Below are 14,925 nucleotides of genomic sequence, written 5' to 3'. Positions count from 1 at the left end.
GCTTTCCTAGAGCCGCTTTATTATGAGACGATGAAAGTCGAGCAGCGCATGAAGGCGAAAATGGATGAACTGAAAAAGCGAAAATGAGTAAGACCCTCTGCCATTTAAGGTAGAGGGTTTTTGCGTTCATTTTAGAAATAGGCACACTTTCGGCACATGGCATGATACAGACATAAAAAAAGGACCGGAATGTGCCCAAGCACTCCCGGTTTCCTTTGTCTCAAAACACTGATACATCAATGTTTTGAACGATATTTCATTGATGATTCCTACTGGGTTCGAACCAGCGACCTCTACCCTGTCAAGGTAGCGCTCTCCCAGCTGAGCTAAGGAATCGTTTCTTTAAGACAAGATTTATTATATATCCTGTCTTGCAGAAATGTCAACACTCTTTTTTAATTTAGAAAAAGGCTCCAATCCGTGCTGATCCGGCCACCGGCAACTGTCCAGCATTCGACCGCTGCGACTTTCGCGCTGAACGGCTCGAACTCCATGGCCAGGCGGGCGAACAGCGGGCCCCATATCGGTGGAGCGATATTGGTGGAGATCGTAGCGTGAGGTACCCAGTTATCCGGGAGGTACAGTTCATTCTGTCCGCCGAATTCCCGGGTCCCCAAATGGAGGGAAAGGTGCAGGTCGGTCAATGGTTTCGACACACCGGGCGACGCGAAAATCGTGCCGCTCTGCTTGAAGAAGCCGAGTGAACCGAACACCAGACCGAACTCCTTCAATTGGCCGATGCTGTTCTGTACCGCCGGTTTCAGCGCTGCAGGGTCCGCCTGCCTGAACGCCTGGAGCGACAGATGCGGCGGCGCTTTGAGGCGTTCAGAGTGAGCTGTCAGCGCCGCCTGCTGCTGCAGCCGTTCGATGACAGCGGATGATTTATAATCAAGCCGCAATACCAGTACTTGCATTTCCATTCCTCCGTCACTGTCCCGATTTGCGGAATCCGTTTTCCGCAGCTTCCGCTTCTGAGCAGAACCAGACTTCGGGAACTGTCTTTTCGTAATGCAGGCTTCCGGGCCAGTGGTAAATCTTTTCCCCGTCCCGGTTAATGTTCCCTTTTATCGTGCAGCCGCTTTCGTGAAGGGTCTCCCCGGCACTTTCTTCTTTAACTGCCGAAACATCGAATCCCCGCTCTGTCGCATAATCGCTGTATCGCCAAATCCCTCTTCCGGCTTCACGCGCCGCCGTTTCCGCCTGTTCGAATGCTTCAAGATAACGTGTGCTCGGCGGAAAAACATACGCCACACGCGCCAATCCTTGGCGGAGCAGCTCTTCCTGGACATTTTTCCCGTCGGCATAGACGTATGCGAGAAGGCGGCCGTAGTCATCCGTGCGTTCTCCTTCGTCGAACTCGATTTCCAGTTCAGCCGTTTCAAGCATGCGGCGGTTCGCTTCCGCCGCCTCCTGGCTTAGCGGCTGCTGCCCGGATTCGGGGTGACGGAGTTCCGGGGTGTCGATCAGCAAATAGCGGATGGTCTCCCGCTCTCCTTCCAGAATCACATCGATCGTATCCCCGTCTGTGACAGAAAGGAGTTCGACCGGGACGCGCGCACTGCCGGCAGCGGGCGGCTCGGAGGCGCACCCGGACAGGATTAGCAGGAGGACAGCCAAACAGATCCGTTTCATATTCATCACCAAGTCCAGTTTATCATGGAACAGAAGTCCCGGCGAGCCGGTAAGGCAAGACTTTGAAAGCGGTGGAAAACGCAAAACGCCTTTTCCGAATTCTTCTGCCGGAAAAGGCGTTTTTATGTAGCCGGTTGACAAGTTGCTGTGGATTCCTTCACTTAAAGCTGCTGCTCCTGCATCGGACTCTCCGCATTGAAATACAAAAAGGATTCTTCTTCGATATCCGTCAGTTTCTCTTTATTGATTCCCACTTCCAGCGTTCCTTCAAATACAGTTTCCCACCAATTTTCTGAATGATTCATCATGATGTCCTCCTTTATTGGGTGCTTACTGCTCTATACCCCATCCCGATGGCCGAATAAACCCCGGCGTTTTGTATTGTCAGATGATTCCCGCTACAATGGAAGGAACTGAAGGAGGGGACAGCATGCAAGTGACTGATGAAACTGTACGGATGATCATTGAGGAACAGCGGAATTATTTCTATACCGGGGCTACCCGTTCAGCGGATTTCCGGAAACAGCAGTTCGCGAACCTGAAGCGGTCGATCCTGGAGAATGAAAAATTGATTACGGAAGCGCTCGCCAAGGATCTGGGGAAAAGTGAATTCGAGGCTTATGCAACGGAAGTCGGGTTCATCCTGGATTCAATCGGTTACATGGAAAAGAACGTGGAAGAATGGATGGAGCCGGAAAGCGCCAAAACACCGCTTCATCTCCAGCCCGCAAAAAGCTTCGTCATCCGTGAACCCTATGGGTCGGTGCTGGTGATCGGTCCATTCAATTATCCGTTCCAGCTTGTCATCGAACCGCTGCTCGGAGCGATCGCCGGCGGGAACTGCGCCGTCGTCAAGCCGTCGGAAACGACGCCCCACGTGGCGTCAGCGGTAAGGAAAGTGATCGAAGATGCGTTCCCGCCTTACTACATCAGGGTAGTGGAGGGGTCGAAAGATGAAGTGACGGCGCTTATCCATGCTCCATTCGATTACATTTTCTTTACCGGAAGTGTCCAGGTCGGGAAGGTCGTCATGAAAGCGGCTGCCGAACGGCTTACGCCGCTGACGCTGGAACTGGGCGGTAAAAGCCCGGCCATCGTCGATCACACCGCCGATCTGGATGCGGCAGCTAAACGAATCGTTTGGGGGAAACTGATGAATACCGGCCAGACGTGCGTCGCCCCGGACTATGTCTGCGTGCATGAATCGGTGAAAGCCGAATTTATGGGAAAGATGATCGAAACCATCAAATCCTTTTACGGGAAGAATGCGGCGGACAGCCCTGACTATGGCCGGATCGTGAACGAACGTCATTTTGACCGGCTTGAAAAAATCATCCGGTCCGAGGCGGATCACATTGTGTACGGCGGCAGGATGGACCGCTCCACGCGTTATATGGAGCCTGTCATCCTGGACGGTGTGGATTGGGACAGCCCTTCGATGGAAGATGAAATTTTCGGACCCATCCTTCCGGTGTTGACGTATCAGGACCTGCCGGCGCTCATCGCCCGGATCCGCCAGCTCCCCAAGCCGCTTGCGGCTTACTTCTTCTCGGAGACGGAACGGGCGCAGCAATTCTTTTTGGAACAGCTTCCGTTCGGAGGCGGCTGCATCAATGATACCGTTTCGCATGTCGGCAACACCTACCTGCCGTTCGGCGGCGTCGGTCCATCCGGGCTCAGTGCTTACCACGGCCGGACAAGTTTCGAAGCGTTTACCCACGCAAAGTCGATCATGAAGAAGTCGACGAAACTGCCGGTGAACTTTTTATTTCCGCCATACGGGAAAAAAGTGAAGCTTGTAAAAAAAGTGCTCCGCTGACGGAATGCAAACCGTGCCGTAATCTCATATTTTCCATGAAAAACAGGCCGCTCACAGTTGAGCGGCCTGTTTTGAGGTGATCGGAAGAAGGACTGTGACTTCCGTGCCTTTTCTTTCTTTACTGCGGATCGCAAGCGAGCCGCCATGGTCTTGGACGATTCGCTGGGAGATGATGAGTCCGAGGCCGGTGCCGGAAGCCTTTGTTGTGTAAAAGGGCTCGAAGATTTTTTTCAGGACATCGTCGGGAATGCCTTCCCCGTTATCACGAAGCCGGACAGCTACCAGCCCTTCTTCGCGCTCTTCCACAAGCAGCGAGATTTTCCCTTCGTGGCCGACCGCCTCGATCGCATTCCGGATCAAGTTGATGAACACTTGCTTCAGCTGGTTCTTTTCCCCGTTCACCACATAATCTGAATGCCGCCACGTTTCGTGGAAAATAATTCCCTGCATATTGAACTCCGGACCGTACAGGAGAAATACTTCCTGTAAGGTTTCGCGGAGGCTGACCTCCCTGAATTGCGCTGCTTGCGGTTTGGCGAGGATGAGAAATTCACTGATGATGAGATTGATCCGTTCGATTTCAGAAAGGATCAGCTTGGTGAACGACTGATAAGGATGGTCGGCATCATGGTGCATCATTTGCACGAATCCCGAGATGACGGTCAGCGGGTTCCGGACTTCGTGTGCGACGCCCGCCGCCATTTCACCGGCGAGTTTCAATTTTTCGGACTGTACGATCAAGTTTTCGGTCTCTTTCCGGTAGGAAATGTCCCTCGAAATAGCCGAAGTCGCGATGACACGTCCTTCCGCATCGAAAATGGGGGAGAGTGTCAGTTCTGCGGGGAACCGGGAACCATCCTTCCGCATGTCGGTGGTCTCCAGAAGGGAATAGCTTTTCCCTTCGTACAAGTTTTTGAGACGGATGCTGGCGGCTCCCCGGTTCTCAGGCGGAACGATCGGCAGGATCCGGCCGATCGCTTCGTCACGCGACCAGCCATACAGTTCTTCAAATGACGGATTGATGTCAATCACCCGGTCATCCAAGTCAAATACCGCGATCGCATCTTTCGCATTTCCAAAAAACAGCTGAAGGTAGCCTTCTCTTGACAGAAGTGCATTTTCCATCGATCGGTTTTTTTCTTCGATTTCCCGCCAAATCTTTTGATAGGAAGAGGCATGGATCAGTGAAATGATCGACGCAAGCACAATCAGGAGCAGGACAGCAGGACCAAGCGCGGGGTAATCCGCGAGACTTCCGCTGACAGGGCTGAATCGGGCGGAAAACATCAGTTCCGGCAATGTGACGATGGTGACTGCCAGAACCGGTGCGGGATCGACATAAAAAGCTGCCGCCAGAATCGGGATGATCAGAAAAGCGAACGAAATCGGATAAAGAGAATCGGACACTGCCAGGAAGATCCATAGATTCAGCGACAGAAGAAGCCCGAATTGGATTGCGCGCTCCGGCATCCCGAATCGGGCGGCTGCCAGGCCAGCCAGTCCGCTAATGATTCCGGCAGCTGCCGCCGACCGCTCAAGGGGTAAAGGGGTGAGAAGTGCGAACGCTATATACAGGAACAGCAGAAACCACCAGGCGGGCAAAAGGAGCCGATTCCATTTTTTGAGGGTGATAGTTGGATCCATGGTACACCTCGAAGTCATTTTACCTCATCTTACTACACTGAGAGTGTCGGAACATCATGTATTTTGATATGATAAGGGAGGTATGGATGCAACGGCATAATAGGCGGGGAACAGATACCTGCCGGGACAGCTCACCGGTCCTGCGTCATTTACTTAGGAGGATGTAACATGGAACTAATGGAATTACTGGCAGGTCTGCCCCACCGGCTCATCTTTGGGAGCCTTCCTTCCCGCGTGGAACACATCACGATGGATTCCCGGGATGTGAAACCGGGGTCCTTGTTTATTTGCATAAAGGGCTTTACCGTCGACGGTCATGATTTTGCAGGGGCGGCTGAACGGAACGGTGCCGCAGTGATTGTGGCGGAACGGCCGGTCAGGACCACAAATGCCGCAGTCATTCAGACTGACAGCACAGTGCGGGCGATGGGTATTCTGGGCGCGAGGTTTTACCGCTTCCCGTCCCAGGAATTGACCATGATCGGTGTCACGGGGACGAATGGGAAGACGAGTGTCGCCGGCATGATTCATGGCATATTGATGGAACTTCAGGAGCAGTCCGCATTGAGCGGGACGATCGGTTTCAACCTGAATGGCATCTTACATGAATCTGCGAACACAACTAATGATTCGCTGACGACACAGCGGATGATCAGGCAGGCAGCCGATGCGGCGTGCAGTCATATGACCATGGAAGTGTCTTCGCACGGGCTGGTGCTCGGCAGGCTGGCGGGAGTCGAATTCGATACGGCCATTTTCACTAACCTGACGCATGATCATTTAGATTTCCATGGAACGATGGACGAATACGGACAGGCGAAAGGGCTGCTGTTCGCCCAGATGGGGCAGAATCTAAAGGAGCGGAAACGGGCGGTCCTGAACGCGGACGACCCTTGGTCCGGCCGGTATGCATCAATGACTCCTCATCCGGTGTTTATGTATGGAATCGACAATCCGGCTCAGTTCATGGCGAAGGATATCCGGATGACCCCTTCAGGGACGGCTTTCCGGCTCGTCTGCCCCGATGGCGAGTATGAGGCCTCGATGAGCCTTCTTGGCGGTTTCAATGTCTCCAATGCGCTCGCCGCTGTGACGGCGCTGTGGGCGGAAGGATTCCCGATTGAGCGGCTGGTCGAGGCGCTTGCAGCCATCCCGCCGGTGAACGGCCGGCTGGAGCGGGTAGAACTTGACGCGCCGATATCGATTTTCATCGATTATGCACATACGCCGGACGCGATTGAGAAAACGCTGCAGTCGGTCAGCCAATTCAAAAAAAACCGGGTTATTTTCCTGATCGGCACCGGTGGCAACCGGGATGTGACGAAGCGGCCGGTAATGGCGGAAAAAGCGTCGGTCGCCGATTATGTTGTGCTGACGACGGATGATCCGCGCCATGAAGCTTACAGCAGTATTCTGCAAGGACTTGAGACCGGCATGAAGCACAGCAATTACGCCTGTATCGGTGACCGCGAGGAAGCGGTGCGCCATGCCGTGCGGCAGGCGGAGGCAGGGGACATTATCGTCCTTGCCGGAAAAGGCCACGAAGACTACCAGATCATCGGTACGGAAAAGCAGCCGCACAGCGACAAAGAAATCGCGCTGGAAGAAGCGAAAAAGAAGTTCAGCTGATGGAGAGCTGCTCCCTTGCCGGGAAGCGGCTTTTCAGCTTGACGGAGGGGTCCGGCGGAACTAAGATGGGGAAGGCAGAAAAAAGGAGAGCAAGACGATATGGCAGAACAATTAAAACAAGAAATCGGCAGAAGAAGGACATTTGCAATCATTTCGCATCCGGATGCCGGTAAAACGACACTTACAGAAAAATTACTCCTGTTCGGCGGCGCCATCCGGGACGCCGGGACCGTAAAGGCGAAGAAAACAGGGAAATTCGCGACATCCGACTGGATGGAGATCGAGAAACAGCGGGGGATATCCGTCACTTCATCGGTCATGCAGTTCGATTATGACGGCAAACGGGTGAACATCCTGGATACACCCGGTCACCAGGACTTCAGTGAGGATACGTACAGAACCCTCATGGCGGTGGATTCGGCGGTCATGATCATCGACGTGGCGAAAGGAATCGAGGCGCAGACGATCAAGTTGTTCAAAGTCTGCCGGATGCGCGGGATTCCGATTTTTACATTTATCAACAAAATGGACCGTCAAGGGAAAGAACCGCTCGAACTGATGGAGGAACTGGAGGAAGTCCTCGGTATCGACTCCTATGCGATGAACTGGCCGATCGGCATGGGGAAGGAATTCCTCGGGATTTACGACCGTTACCATCACCGTATTGAGCCATTCCGTTCAGAGACCGGCCGGTTCCTGGAGCTGGATGAGGAAGGCCGGCTCGCGGGCGACCATCCGATGAAAGAGACGTCCTATTATGAACAGGCGCTGGAAGACATCGAATTGCTGAATGAAGCAGGGAATGCTTTTTCAGCGGATCGGGTGGCGAAAGGTGAACTGACACCGGTCTTTTTCGGAAGCGCGCTTGCCAATTTCGGCGTCGAGACGTTCCTGGAGACATATTTGCAGTTCGCACCGGCTCCGCAGGGGAGAAAGACGCAGGAAGAGGAACTGGCTGACCCGGCCGGTGACCCGTTTTCAGGTTTCGTCTTTAAGATTCAGGCGAATATGAATCCGGCACACCGGGATCGGATCGCTTTCCTCCGTATTGTCACCGGAAAGTTCGAGCGCGGCATGAATGTGACACTCGCGCGGACCGGCAAGTCGTTCAAAGTCGCCCAGTCGACCCAGTTTCTGGCGGATGATCGCGAAACGGTGGCGGAAGCGGTGGCAGGGGACATCATCGGTCTGTATGACGTCGGAAATTATCAGATCGGTGATACCGTGACGACAGGAAAACACTTGAATTATGAAGCCCTGCCGCAGTTCACTCCGGAACTGTTCATGAAAGTGACAGCCAAGAACGTGATGAAATCGAAGCATTTCCATAAAGGGATTTTGCAGCTTGTCCAGGAAGGGGCCATCCAGTATTACAAGACCCTGCACTTGGAAGAAGTGATATTGGGGGCGGTCGGTCAGCTCCAGTTCGAGGTGTTCGAACATCGGATGAAGAACGAATACAATGTGGAAGTCCGCATGGAGCCGATCGGATCGAAAATTGCCCGCTGGATCGAAAACGAAGGAGATGTCAAAGAATCGATGTCCACACCGCGTTCCATGCTGGTCAAAGACCGGCATGACAATCTCGTTTTCCTGTTCGAAAATGATTTTGCCGCCCGCTGGTTCCAAGACAAAAATCCGGACATCAGGCTGTACAGCCTGCTGTAGCTAAAAATCCGCCTTCGGGCGGATTTTTTTGTTGCGGCATTATTTCATGAAGGACCGCTGAAAGTACGCTGCTGATACAACCAGGGGTGCTGTTTGAACAAATTGTGACACCGGCACCGATGGGAAGCGTCAGGTTTTTTGCCCCCTATTTGAACTCTTCTGGATGATTCCATATGATTAACAGTATGCAGCCGGGTTTTCGGCAGGAGAGGAACATTTACCATGAAACTGAGTGAATTTTCAATTAAACGGCCTGTCTTTACGACAGTTGTGATGTTTTTGGTTCTGATTTTAGGAGCTGTTTCATTCACACGCATCCCTGTGACACTTATTCCTGAATTGAATCCGCCGATCGGTGTGGTGGTGACAAATTATCCTGGTGCGAGCCCGACCGAAGTCGGCGAGCAGGTGACAGAACCGCTTGAAGCGAGTCTTGCGACACTGCCCGGCATTCAGACTATCCAATCGACTTCCCAGGAAGGGGCGAATTTCATCCTTTTGGAATTCGGCTGGTCCACGGACATCGACGAAGTCCAATCGGATGTGCTGCAGCGGATCGATCAGACCCCGCTGCCGGAAGATGCCGCCGAACCTCAGTTTCTGAAGTTCGATCCGGCCCAGTTTCCGATCATCCAGCTCTCGCTTCGGGCAACTGATGCAGAAACGGACGTCCGCGTGCTGGCGGAAGAACTGGAGACTGAACTCCGGCAGACTGAAGGGGTGGCGAGTGTCAATGTGACCGGATCCCTTATCGAAGAAGTGCAAGTCGAACTGGATCCGGAAGTCTTGGAAGAATACGGACTGCAGCAGTCGGATATCGTCCAGGTGCTGCAGGCGAACAACGTTTCACTGCCGGGCGAACCGATCCAAACGGAAGACGGCCGGCAATTGGCGACACGGATTGTCAGTACACTGACTTCTGTGGAGGAAATCCGGAACTTGATCGTTACGGTGGATCCGCTGACGGGCGAGAATGTCCTGCTGCAAGATGTGGCGGATGTTGAACTGGGTGAACAGGATACTGTCACGGAGACCCGGGCGAACGAAGAACCGGCTGTCCTGCTGAGCGTCCTGCAGGAATCGGGGGCGAATACTGCGCAAGTATCTACCGCTTTCCAGGAACGGCTGGACGAGCTTCTGGAACAGGACCGCTTCAGTGATGTGGAGGCGGATATCCTGTTCGATCAGGGCGACTATGTCCAGCGGGCGATCGATAACATTGCGCAGACGCTGCTGTATGGCGGAATCTTCGCGATGCTCGTCCTGTTTTTATTTCTCCGGGGAATCAAAAGTCCGATCATCATCGGTGTGGCCATTCCTTATTCGGTGATCGTTACATTCGTCCTGATGTATTTCGCCGATTTCGCGCTGAATATTATGACACTCGGTGCACTGGCACTCGGCATCGGGATGCTTGTCGATAATGCGATCGTGGTGATCGAGAATATCGAACGCCACCTCGGCATGGAAAAAACGCCGAGGAAGGCCGCGGCTGACGGAGCGAAGGAAGTGGCAGGGGCCATTACGGCATCGACCCTCACGACCGTCGCCGTATTCGTGCCGGTCATCTTCATTTCCGGTCTGATCGGCCAGATTTTTACGGAGTTCGCCTTGACGATCTCTTTCAGTCTGTTCGCATCACTCGCTGTTGCACTGACTGTCATTCCGATGCTGGCGTCGAAAATGCTGAAGCCGCATGATTCGAGCGTTGAGGAAAAGCGGCAGCGTTCGCGGTATATGACTGGATTCGCCGGCTCCGTTGTCTGGGCGCTCCGGCACCGGGCCCTTGTCCTGCTGTCGGCCCTTGTCCTGCTCGGAGCAGGGATTTGGGGACTGACACGTGTCGGTGCGGAATTCCTGCCGGCGACGGATGAAGGATTTGTCAGCATCAGTGCGGAACTCGATCCCGGAGCTTCCGTCGAAGCGACAGAAGAAGTGGTGCAGGACATCGAGGACACCTTAGCAGATGAAGAGGATGTGGACGTCTATGTCAGTCTCATCGGCGGAACGCAGGAAAGCCTCTCCAGGGGAGCGCCAGTCACGAATCAGGCGGAAGTCTACGTAAAACTAGTTCCGCTGGAACAGCGTGACCGCTCGATATTCCAGTTCGTGGACGACGTGCAGCCTGAAGTGACTGAAGCTGTCGGCGACCGGGCGGAAGTGAATTTCAACCTCCAGACAGCAGCCGGCTCTGCGCCGAATACCCTGTCCTTCACTGTCACCGATACAGATGGCCAGCGACTGGAAGAAGCAGTGGATGCGATCAGCGAAACGCTGGTGACCCTCCCGAATGTGACTGAACTGACGACCGACCTGGAAGAGACGGTGGAGGAAGTCCAAGTGACAGTTGACCGGGAAATGGCTGCGGAATATGGCCTCGCACCCGTCCAGATTGCACAGACAGTGAACAATATCACCCGAGGGGCGCTGGCGACGCAGATCGTGACGGAAGAAGACGAAGTGTACAGCGTCTATGTGCGCTACTCAGAACAGTTCCGGGACAGTGTCGAACAGCTGCGGGACCTGCAGCTCAGGACGCCGTCCGGCACATTCGTGGCATTGGAGGAATTGGCCGACATCGAAGTGACGGAAGGCCCTGTGAGTATCAGCAGGACGAATCAGGCCCGGAGCGTCTCATTCACACTCCGCTATGAATCGGATGTCACCCTCGGCGAGATGTCGGAGCGGGTGGATGCCGAAATCGCGGACCTCGGGCTGAGCAACCAGACGGACATCTCCTTCGGCGGCGACCGGGAACTGCTGATGGATTCGATGGATGACATGATCCTGGCCGTCGCCATGGCGGTCGTGCTTGTCTACATCGTGATGGCGGCACAGTTCGAATCGTTCAAGTACCCGTTCGTCATCATGTTCACCGTACCGCTCATGGTGATCGGCATGTCCATCGCGCTTGTGGCAACAGATACACCCATCAGCATCACGGCGGTCATCGGTCTGCTCGTCCTGGTTGGGATTGTGGTGAATAATGGGATTGTGCTTGTCGACTACATCAACCAGCGGAAAGCTGCGGGAGTCGGATCCCACGATGCCATCATCCTCTCCGTCCGCGACCGGCTCCGTCCGATATTGATGACGGCCCTGACGACCATTCTCGGCCTGCTGCCGCTGGCACTCGGTATCGGCGAAGGGACAGAGATCAATCAGCCGATGGGCATCACTGTGATCGGCGGCATGATCAGTTCCACGTTCCTGACGCTTTACGTCGTTCCTGTCGTCTACAGCCTGTTTGATAAAGAGACGAGGCGCCGTAAGAAAAAATAACCATTAAGCCATGGGCCCCGGAAGGTCCATGGCTTTTTTGTGCCGGTTTTCAGAATTTCCGATACAATTAAAGAAAGGAGGGATGTAAATTGAAGGAAATTGTTTTCACCGGATTTCCAGGGTTTATTGCCAGTCGGCTGATGCGCCGGGTGGCGGAGCAGGAAACAGACTTGTCGGCGATCGTGCTGAAGAAAGAATGGGAGAAAGCGCAGCGCGAAGCGGAAGCGATCCTTCAGGAAACGGGCGTCCAAGTGAGGCTGATTGAAGGGGATATTACAGAACCGGGGCTTGCCGTCAGCGAAGACGCAAAGAAAAGGATGGCAAGGAACGAAGTGGTGTTCTGGCATCTGGCTGCGGTTTACGATTTGGCTGTACCTCGGGATATCGCCTGGAAGGTCAATGTCGAAGGGACCGGGAAAGTGAATGAGTTCTTAAAGCAATTGCCGAAGCTTGAGCGCTATATGTATTTCAGTACCGCTTACGTCGCGGGAAGGCGGGAGGGCCGCCTGTACGAGCATGAGCTGATCCGGCCGGAGAGTTTCAAGAATCATTACGAAGAAACGAAATTCGAAGCAGAGCTCCTTGTCGATTCGCTGAAAGACGAACTTCCTGTCACCATCATCCGCCCGGGAATCGTACGCGGACACTCGGTGACCGGGGAAACGATCAAATTCGACGGACCGTACTTTTTCCTCAATATGATCGACCGGCTCCGTCAGCTGCCGGCCATCCCGTACATCGGGCGGTCAGCGGAATTCCTGAATGTCGTGCCGGTGGATTACATACTGGATGCATCGGTTTATTTGAGCAGACTGCCGGAAGCGGAAGGGGAGACGGTCCATCTGACGGACCCGGCTCCGCATCCGATCGAGGAAGTTTACCGGGCGATGGTAATGGGCATGACCGGCAGACCGCCGAAAGGGCGGATTCCGAAAAAATTCGCACAGGCTGGCATGAATCTCCGGCCGGTAAGGCAACTGCTGAAAGTGGAAAAAGAGACGCTCGATTACTTCGACTGGCCAGCGGAATTCGATACATCCAATGCCGGGAAGCTTCTGGCCGGGAGCGGCATCAGCTGTCCCGACTTCATCCGGACGATGCCGGCCATGATCAGTTTCTATGAAGCGAACAAGGCGGATGATTCAAAACACATTCCGATCACTTGATGAACGCCCGAAGTTTTTGCCGGAAAGGGGGAGAGTCCCCTTTCTTTTTTTGCCCGGATTCCATAGAATGAGGGGAGATATTAAGGCCGAAAGGGTTTTTTGATGAATACACTGCTCTGGAGAATAAAAAATTTAGCTCCTGCCCAACTGATTGCTACGTATTATTTTGCGGCCATCGCTCTTTCTTTCCTTCTCTTGCTCATCCCAGGGATCCACGAGGAAGGGGTGGATGTGCCGTTGATCGACAGCCTCTTTACAGCGGTAAGCGCAGTGAGTGTGACGGGCCTTTCCGTTTTAACGGTAATTGAAACGTACAATGTAGCCGGACTGATCATTTTAATGTTCATCATGCAGCTAGGCGGCATCGGCATCATGTCGATCGGGACGTTTTTCTGGCTTCTGCTCGGGAAGCGTATCGGTCTCCGTGAGCGTCAGCTTATCATGATCGACCATAACCAGACCCAGATTTCCGGCGCCGTCAACCTTATCCGGGAAATCATCCAGATCATGCTGCTGATCGAAACTGCGGGAGCGATTATCCTGACACTTTATTTCACTCAGTTTTACGATTCATTCGGGGAGGCGCTCCTCCACGGGACGTTCACTTCCATTTCGGCGACGACGAACGGCGGCTTCGATATCACCGGAGCTTCCCTGCTGCCGTACTTTAATGATTATTTCGTCCAGATCATCGTCATTATGCTGATCATCCTCGGGGCGATCGGGTTTCCCGTCCTGATCGAAGTAAAGGCATTCCTGTCCAGTTCGGACCGGCTGTTCCGGTTTTCGCTGTTCACAAAAATCACGACTGCTACATTCGGAATCCTGCTCGTGGCCGGCACCGCGGGAATTCTGCTGCTCGAAGCGGGGAACTCGTTCAGGAACATGGCCTGGCACGAAATGTTCTTTGCTGCACTGTTCCAGTCGGTCTCATCCCGATCCGGCGGCCTCACGACCATAGATGTCAGCCTGTTCAGCGAAGCGACTAATGTATTCATGAGTGCACTCATGTTCATCGGCGCGTCCCCGAGTTCGGTGGGGGGCGGCATCCGGACCACCACATTTGCCATTGCAATCCTATTCTTGATTAACTTTGCGAGGGGCAAAAACAACATTAAAGTGTTTAACCGGGAAGTGTATCTCGTGGATGTTTTCCGGGCGTTCGCCGTGATCATTCTGTCGGGATTCCTGCTTCTCGGCTCGATCGTCATCCTGCTCATCACGGAACCGGAAGCGGAAATCGTTGCGATCCTCTTCGAAGTTTCGTCCGCATTCGGGACGTGCGGAATGTCGATCGGCCTGACGGATGAACTTTCGACACCCGGCAAGTTCGTCATCATGGCGCTGATGTTCATCGGCCGGGTCGGGCTGATTTCATTCATCTTCTCGCTTGGCGGAAAATCGGATCCAACGAACTTCCATTATCCGAAAGAACGTGTCATCATCGGCTGAGTACCGCTTGACCGATTCAAATGGAATCCCCAGGGTGAGCAGCCTGCACATCTTGGGGATTCTTTTGTTCCCTCTTCGCGCGGTGACGGGTACAATAAAGAAAAGAACCAGGAATGGAGCGTGCCTTATGCTGACAGAAACAGTAGAGACTCCGATCGAACCGGTTGTAATCCGTGTGGAGGATGGTGCGGTCACGCAAGTTGATTTTGGCGAACCGGTCTTCTCAGGAGAGGGAACACCAGAAGAAAGAGCCGTGATGGACAAGGCGAAACAGCAGCTGGAGGAATACTTTTCGGGAACCCGGGAGCAGTTCGAACTGCCGCTCAGCGTGAAAGGGACCGATTTTCAGGAGAGGGTATGGCAGGAACTGCAGCGGATTCCGTTCGGGCAGGCCATCAGCTACCAGGAACTGGCTGAACGGATCGGCAATCCGAAAGCGATGCGGGCTGTCGGGCAGGCGAACCGCCGGAACCCGATCGGGATCATCATCCCCTGTCACCGGGTGATCGGAAAAGACAAAAAGCTGGTCGGCTATGCAGGAAACAAAGTTTCGCTGAAAGAGGGGCTGCTCGTCCATGAAAAGGTGATAGCTCCTCCTATTTTTGACAAGTCCTGAAATGTCCCGCTATAATT

11 protein-coding genes and 1 tRNA gene are annotated in these 14,925 nt (G+C 53.8%); 7 read left to right on the top strand and 5 right to left on the bottom strand.

The window, feature by feature from the left end; all coding sequences use genetic code 11:
* Positions 1-263: 263 nt before the first annotated feature.
* From CCE92_RS02065 to CCE92_RS16020, 4 genes are all read right to left on the bottom strand, one after another.
* Positions 264-336, bottom strand: a tRNA-Val gene (locus CCE92_RS02065).
* 59 nt (positions 337-395) lie between these two features.
* Complete coding sequence (locus CCE92_RS02060) at positions 396-914, bottom strand: 2'-5' RNA ligase family protein (RefSeq protein ID WP_162287792.1); 519 nt, start codon at positions 912-914, stop codon at positions 396-398.
* A gap of 13 nt (positions 915-927) precedes the next feature.
* On the bottom strand, positions 928-1,638 hold the full coding sequence (locus tag CCE92_RS02055) for a thermonuclease family protein (protein ID WP_241535835.1): 711 nt from the start codon (positions 1,636-1,638) through the stop codon (positions 928-930).
* A gap of 155 nt (positions 1,639-1,793) precedes the next feature.
* Positions 1,794-1,937, bottom strand: coding sequence for a hypothetical protein (locus tag CCE92_RS16020; protein ID WP_164474934.1), 144 nt, complete (start codon positions 1,935-1,937; stop codon positions 1,794-1,796).
* 98 nt (positions 1,938-2,035) lie between these two features.
* On the opposite strand from CCE92_RS16020, the gene CCE92_RS02050 reads away from it, so the two are divergent.
* On the top strand, positions 2,036-3,451 hold the full coding sequence (locus CCE92_RS02050) for an aldehyde dehydrogenase (RefSeq protein WP_088005859.1): 1,416 nt from the start codon (positions 2,036-2,038) through the stop codon (positions 3,449-3,451).
* 51 nt (positions 3,452-3,502) lie between these two features.
* Here the strand turns inward: CCE92_RS02050 and CCE92_RS02045 are convergent, their stop codons facing one another.
* Positions 3,503-5,095: an ATP-binding protein gene (locus CCE92_RS02045; protein ID WP_162287791.1), complete on the bottom strand. Its 1,593-nt coding sequence runs from the start codon at positions 5,093-5,095 to the stop codon at positions 3,503-3,505.
* Between the two features lie 168 nt (positions 5,096-5,263).
* Between CCE92_RS02045 and CCE92_RS02040 the strand changes: the two genes are divergently transcribed.
* The 6 genes from CCE92_RS02040 (at position 5,264) to CCE92_RS02015 (ending at position 14,908) form a co-directional block, all read left to right on the top strand.
* A complete protein-coding gene (locus tag CCE92_RS02040) occupies positions 5,264-6,724 on the top strand; it encodes a UDP-N-acetylmuramoyl-L-alanyl-D-glutamate--2,6-diaminopimelate ligase (protein WP_088005857.1) in 1,461 nt (486 codons plus the stop codon).
* A 99-nt stretch (positions 6,725-6,823) separates the two neighbouring features.
* Positions 6,824-8,392 carry a peptide chain release factor 3 gene (locus CCE92_RS02035; RefSeq protein ID WP_088005856.1) on the top strand — a complete coding sequence of 523 codons (1,569 nt, stop codon included), beginning with the start codon at positions 6,824-6,826 and terminating at the stop codon, positions 8,390-8,392.
* A gap of 222 nt (positions 8,393-8,614) precedes the next feature.
* Positions 8,615-11,674, top strand: a complete 3,060-nt coding sequence (locus CCE92_RS02030; RefSeq protein ID WP_088005855.1) for an efflux RND transporter permease subunit — start codon at positions 8,615-8,617, stop codon at positions 11,672-11,674.
* Positions 11,675-11,763: 89 nt separating this feature from the next.
* Positions 11,764-12,840 carry an SDR family oxidoreductase gene (locus CCE92_RS02025; protein ID WP_088005854.1) on the top strand — a complete coding sequence of 359 codons (1,077 nt, stop codon included), beginning with the start codon at positions 11,764-11,766 and terminating at the stop codon, positions 12,838-12,840.
* A gap of 102 nt (positions 12,841-12,942) precedes the next feature.
* Positions 12,943-14,292, top strand: a complete 1,350-nt coding sequence (locus CCE92_RS02020; protein ID WP_088005853.1) for a TrkH family potassium uptake protein — start codon at positions 12,943-12,945, stop codon at positions 14,290-14,292.
* A 127-nt stretch (positions 14,293-14,419) separates the two neighbouring features.
* The gene (locus tag CCE92_RS02015) at positions 14,420-14,908 is read left to right on the top strand and encodes a methylated-DNA--[protein]-cysteine S-methyltransferase (protein ID WP_088005852.1); all 489 of its coding nucleotides are present in this window, start codon (positions 14,420-14,422) and stop codon (positions 14,906-14,908) included.
* The last annotated feature ends 17 nt before the right edge of the window (positions 14,909-14,925 follow it).

It is taken from the genome of Indiicoccus explosivorum (genome assembly GCF_002167005.1).
In the GTDB taxonomy this organism is placed as follows: Bacteria; Bacillota; Bacilli; order Bacillales_A; family Planococcaceae; genus Indiicoccus; species Indiicoccus explosivorum.
Note: the sequence above shows the minus strand (reverse complement) of the source record. Positions and strands in the feature narration are given on the sequence as shown.

Bases quoted from the DNA above. Each gene is read 5' to 3' on its own strand.
- CCE92_RS02060 (WP_162287792.1), bottom strand. From the start codon at position 914: ATGCAAGTACTGGTATTGCGGCTTGATTATAAATCATCCGCTGTCATC.
- CCE92_RS02035 (WP_088005856.1), top strand. From the start codon at position 6,824: ATGGCAGAACAATTAAAACAAGAAATCGGCAGAAGAAGGACATTTGCA.
- CCE92_RS02030 (WP_088005855.1), top strand. From the start codon at position 8,615: ATGAAACTGAGTGAATTTTCAATTAAACGGCCTGTCTTTACGACAGTT.
- CCE92_RS02055 (WP_241535835.1), bottom strand. From the start codon at position 1,638: ATGAATATGAAACGGATCTGTTTGGCTGTCCTCCTGCTAATCCTGTCC.
- CCE92_RS02040 (WP_088005857.1), top strand. From the start codon at position 5,264: ATGGAACTAATGGAATTACTGGCAGGTCTGCCCCACCGGCTCATCTTT.
- CCE92_RS16020 (WP_164474934.1), bottom strand. From the start codon at position 1,937: ATGAATCATTCAGAAAATTGGTGGGAAACTGTATTTGAAGGAACGCTG.
- CCE92_RS02020 (WP_088005853.1), top strand. From the start codon at position 12,943: ATGAATACACTGCTCTGGAGAATAAAAAATTTAGCTCCTGCCCAACTG.
- CCE92_RS02050 (WP_088005859.1), top strand. From the start codon at position 2,036: ATGGAAGGAACTGAAGGAGGGGACAGCATGCAAGTGACTGATGAAACT.
- CCE92_RS02045 (WP_162287791.1), bottom strand. From the start codon at position 5,095: ATGGATCCAACTATCACCCTCAAAAAATGGAATCGGCTCCTTTTGCCC.
- CCE92_RS02015 (WP_088005852.1), top strand. From the start codon at position 14,420: ATGCTGACAGAAACAGTAGAGACTCCGATCGAACCGGTTGTAATCCGT.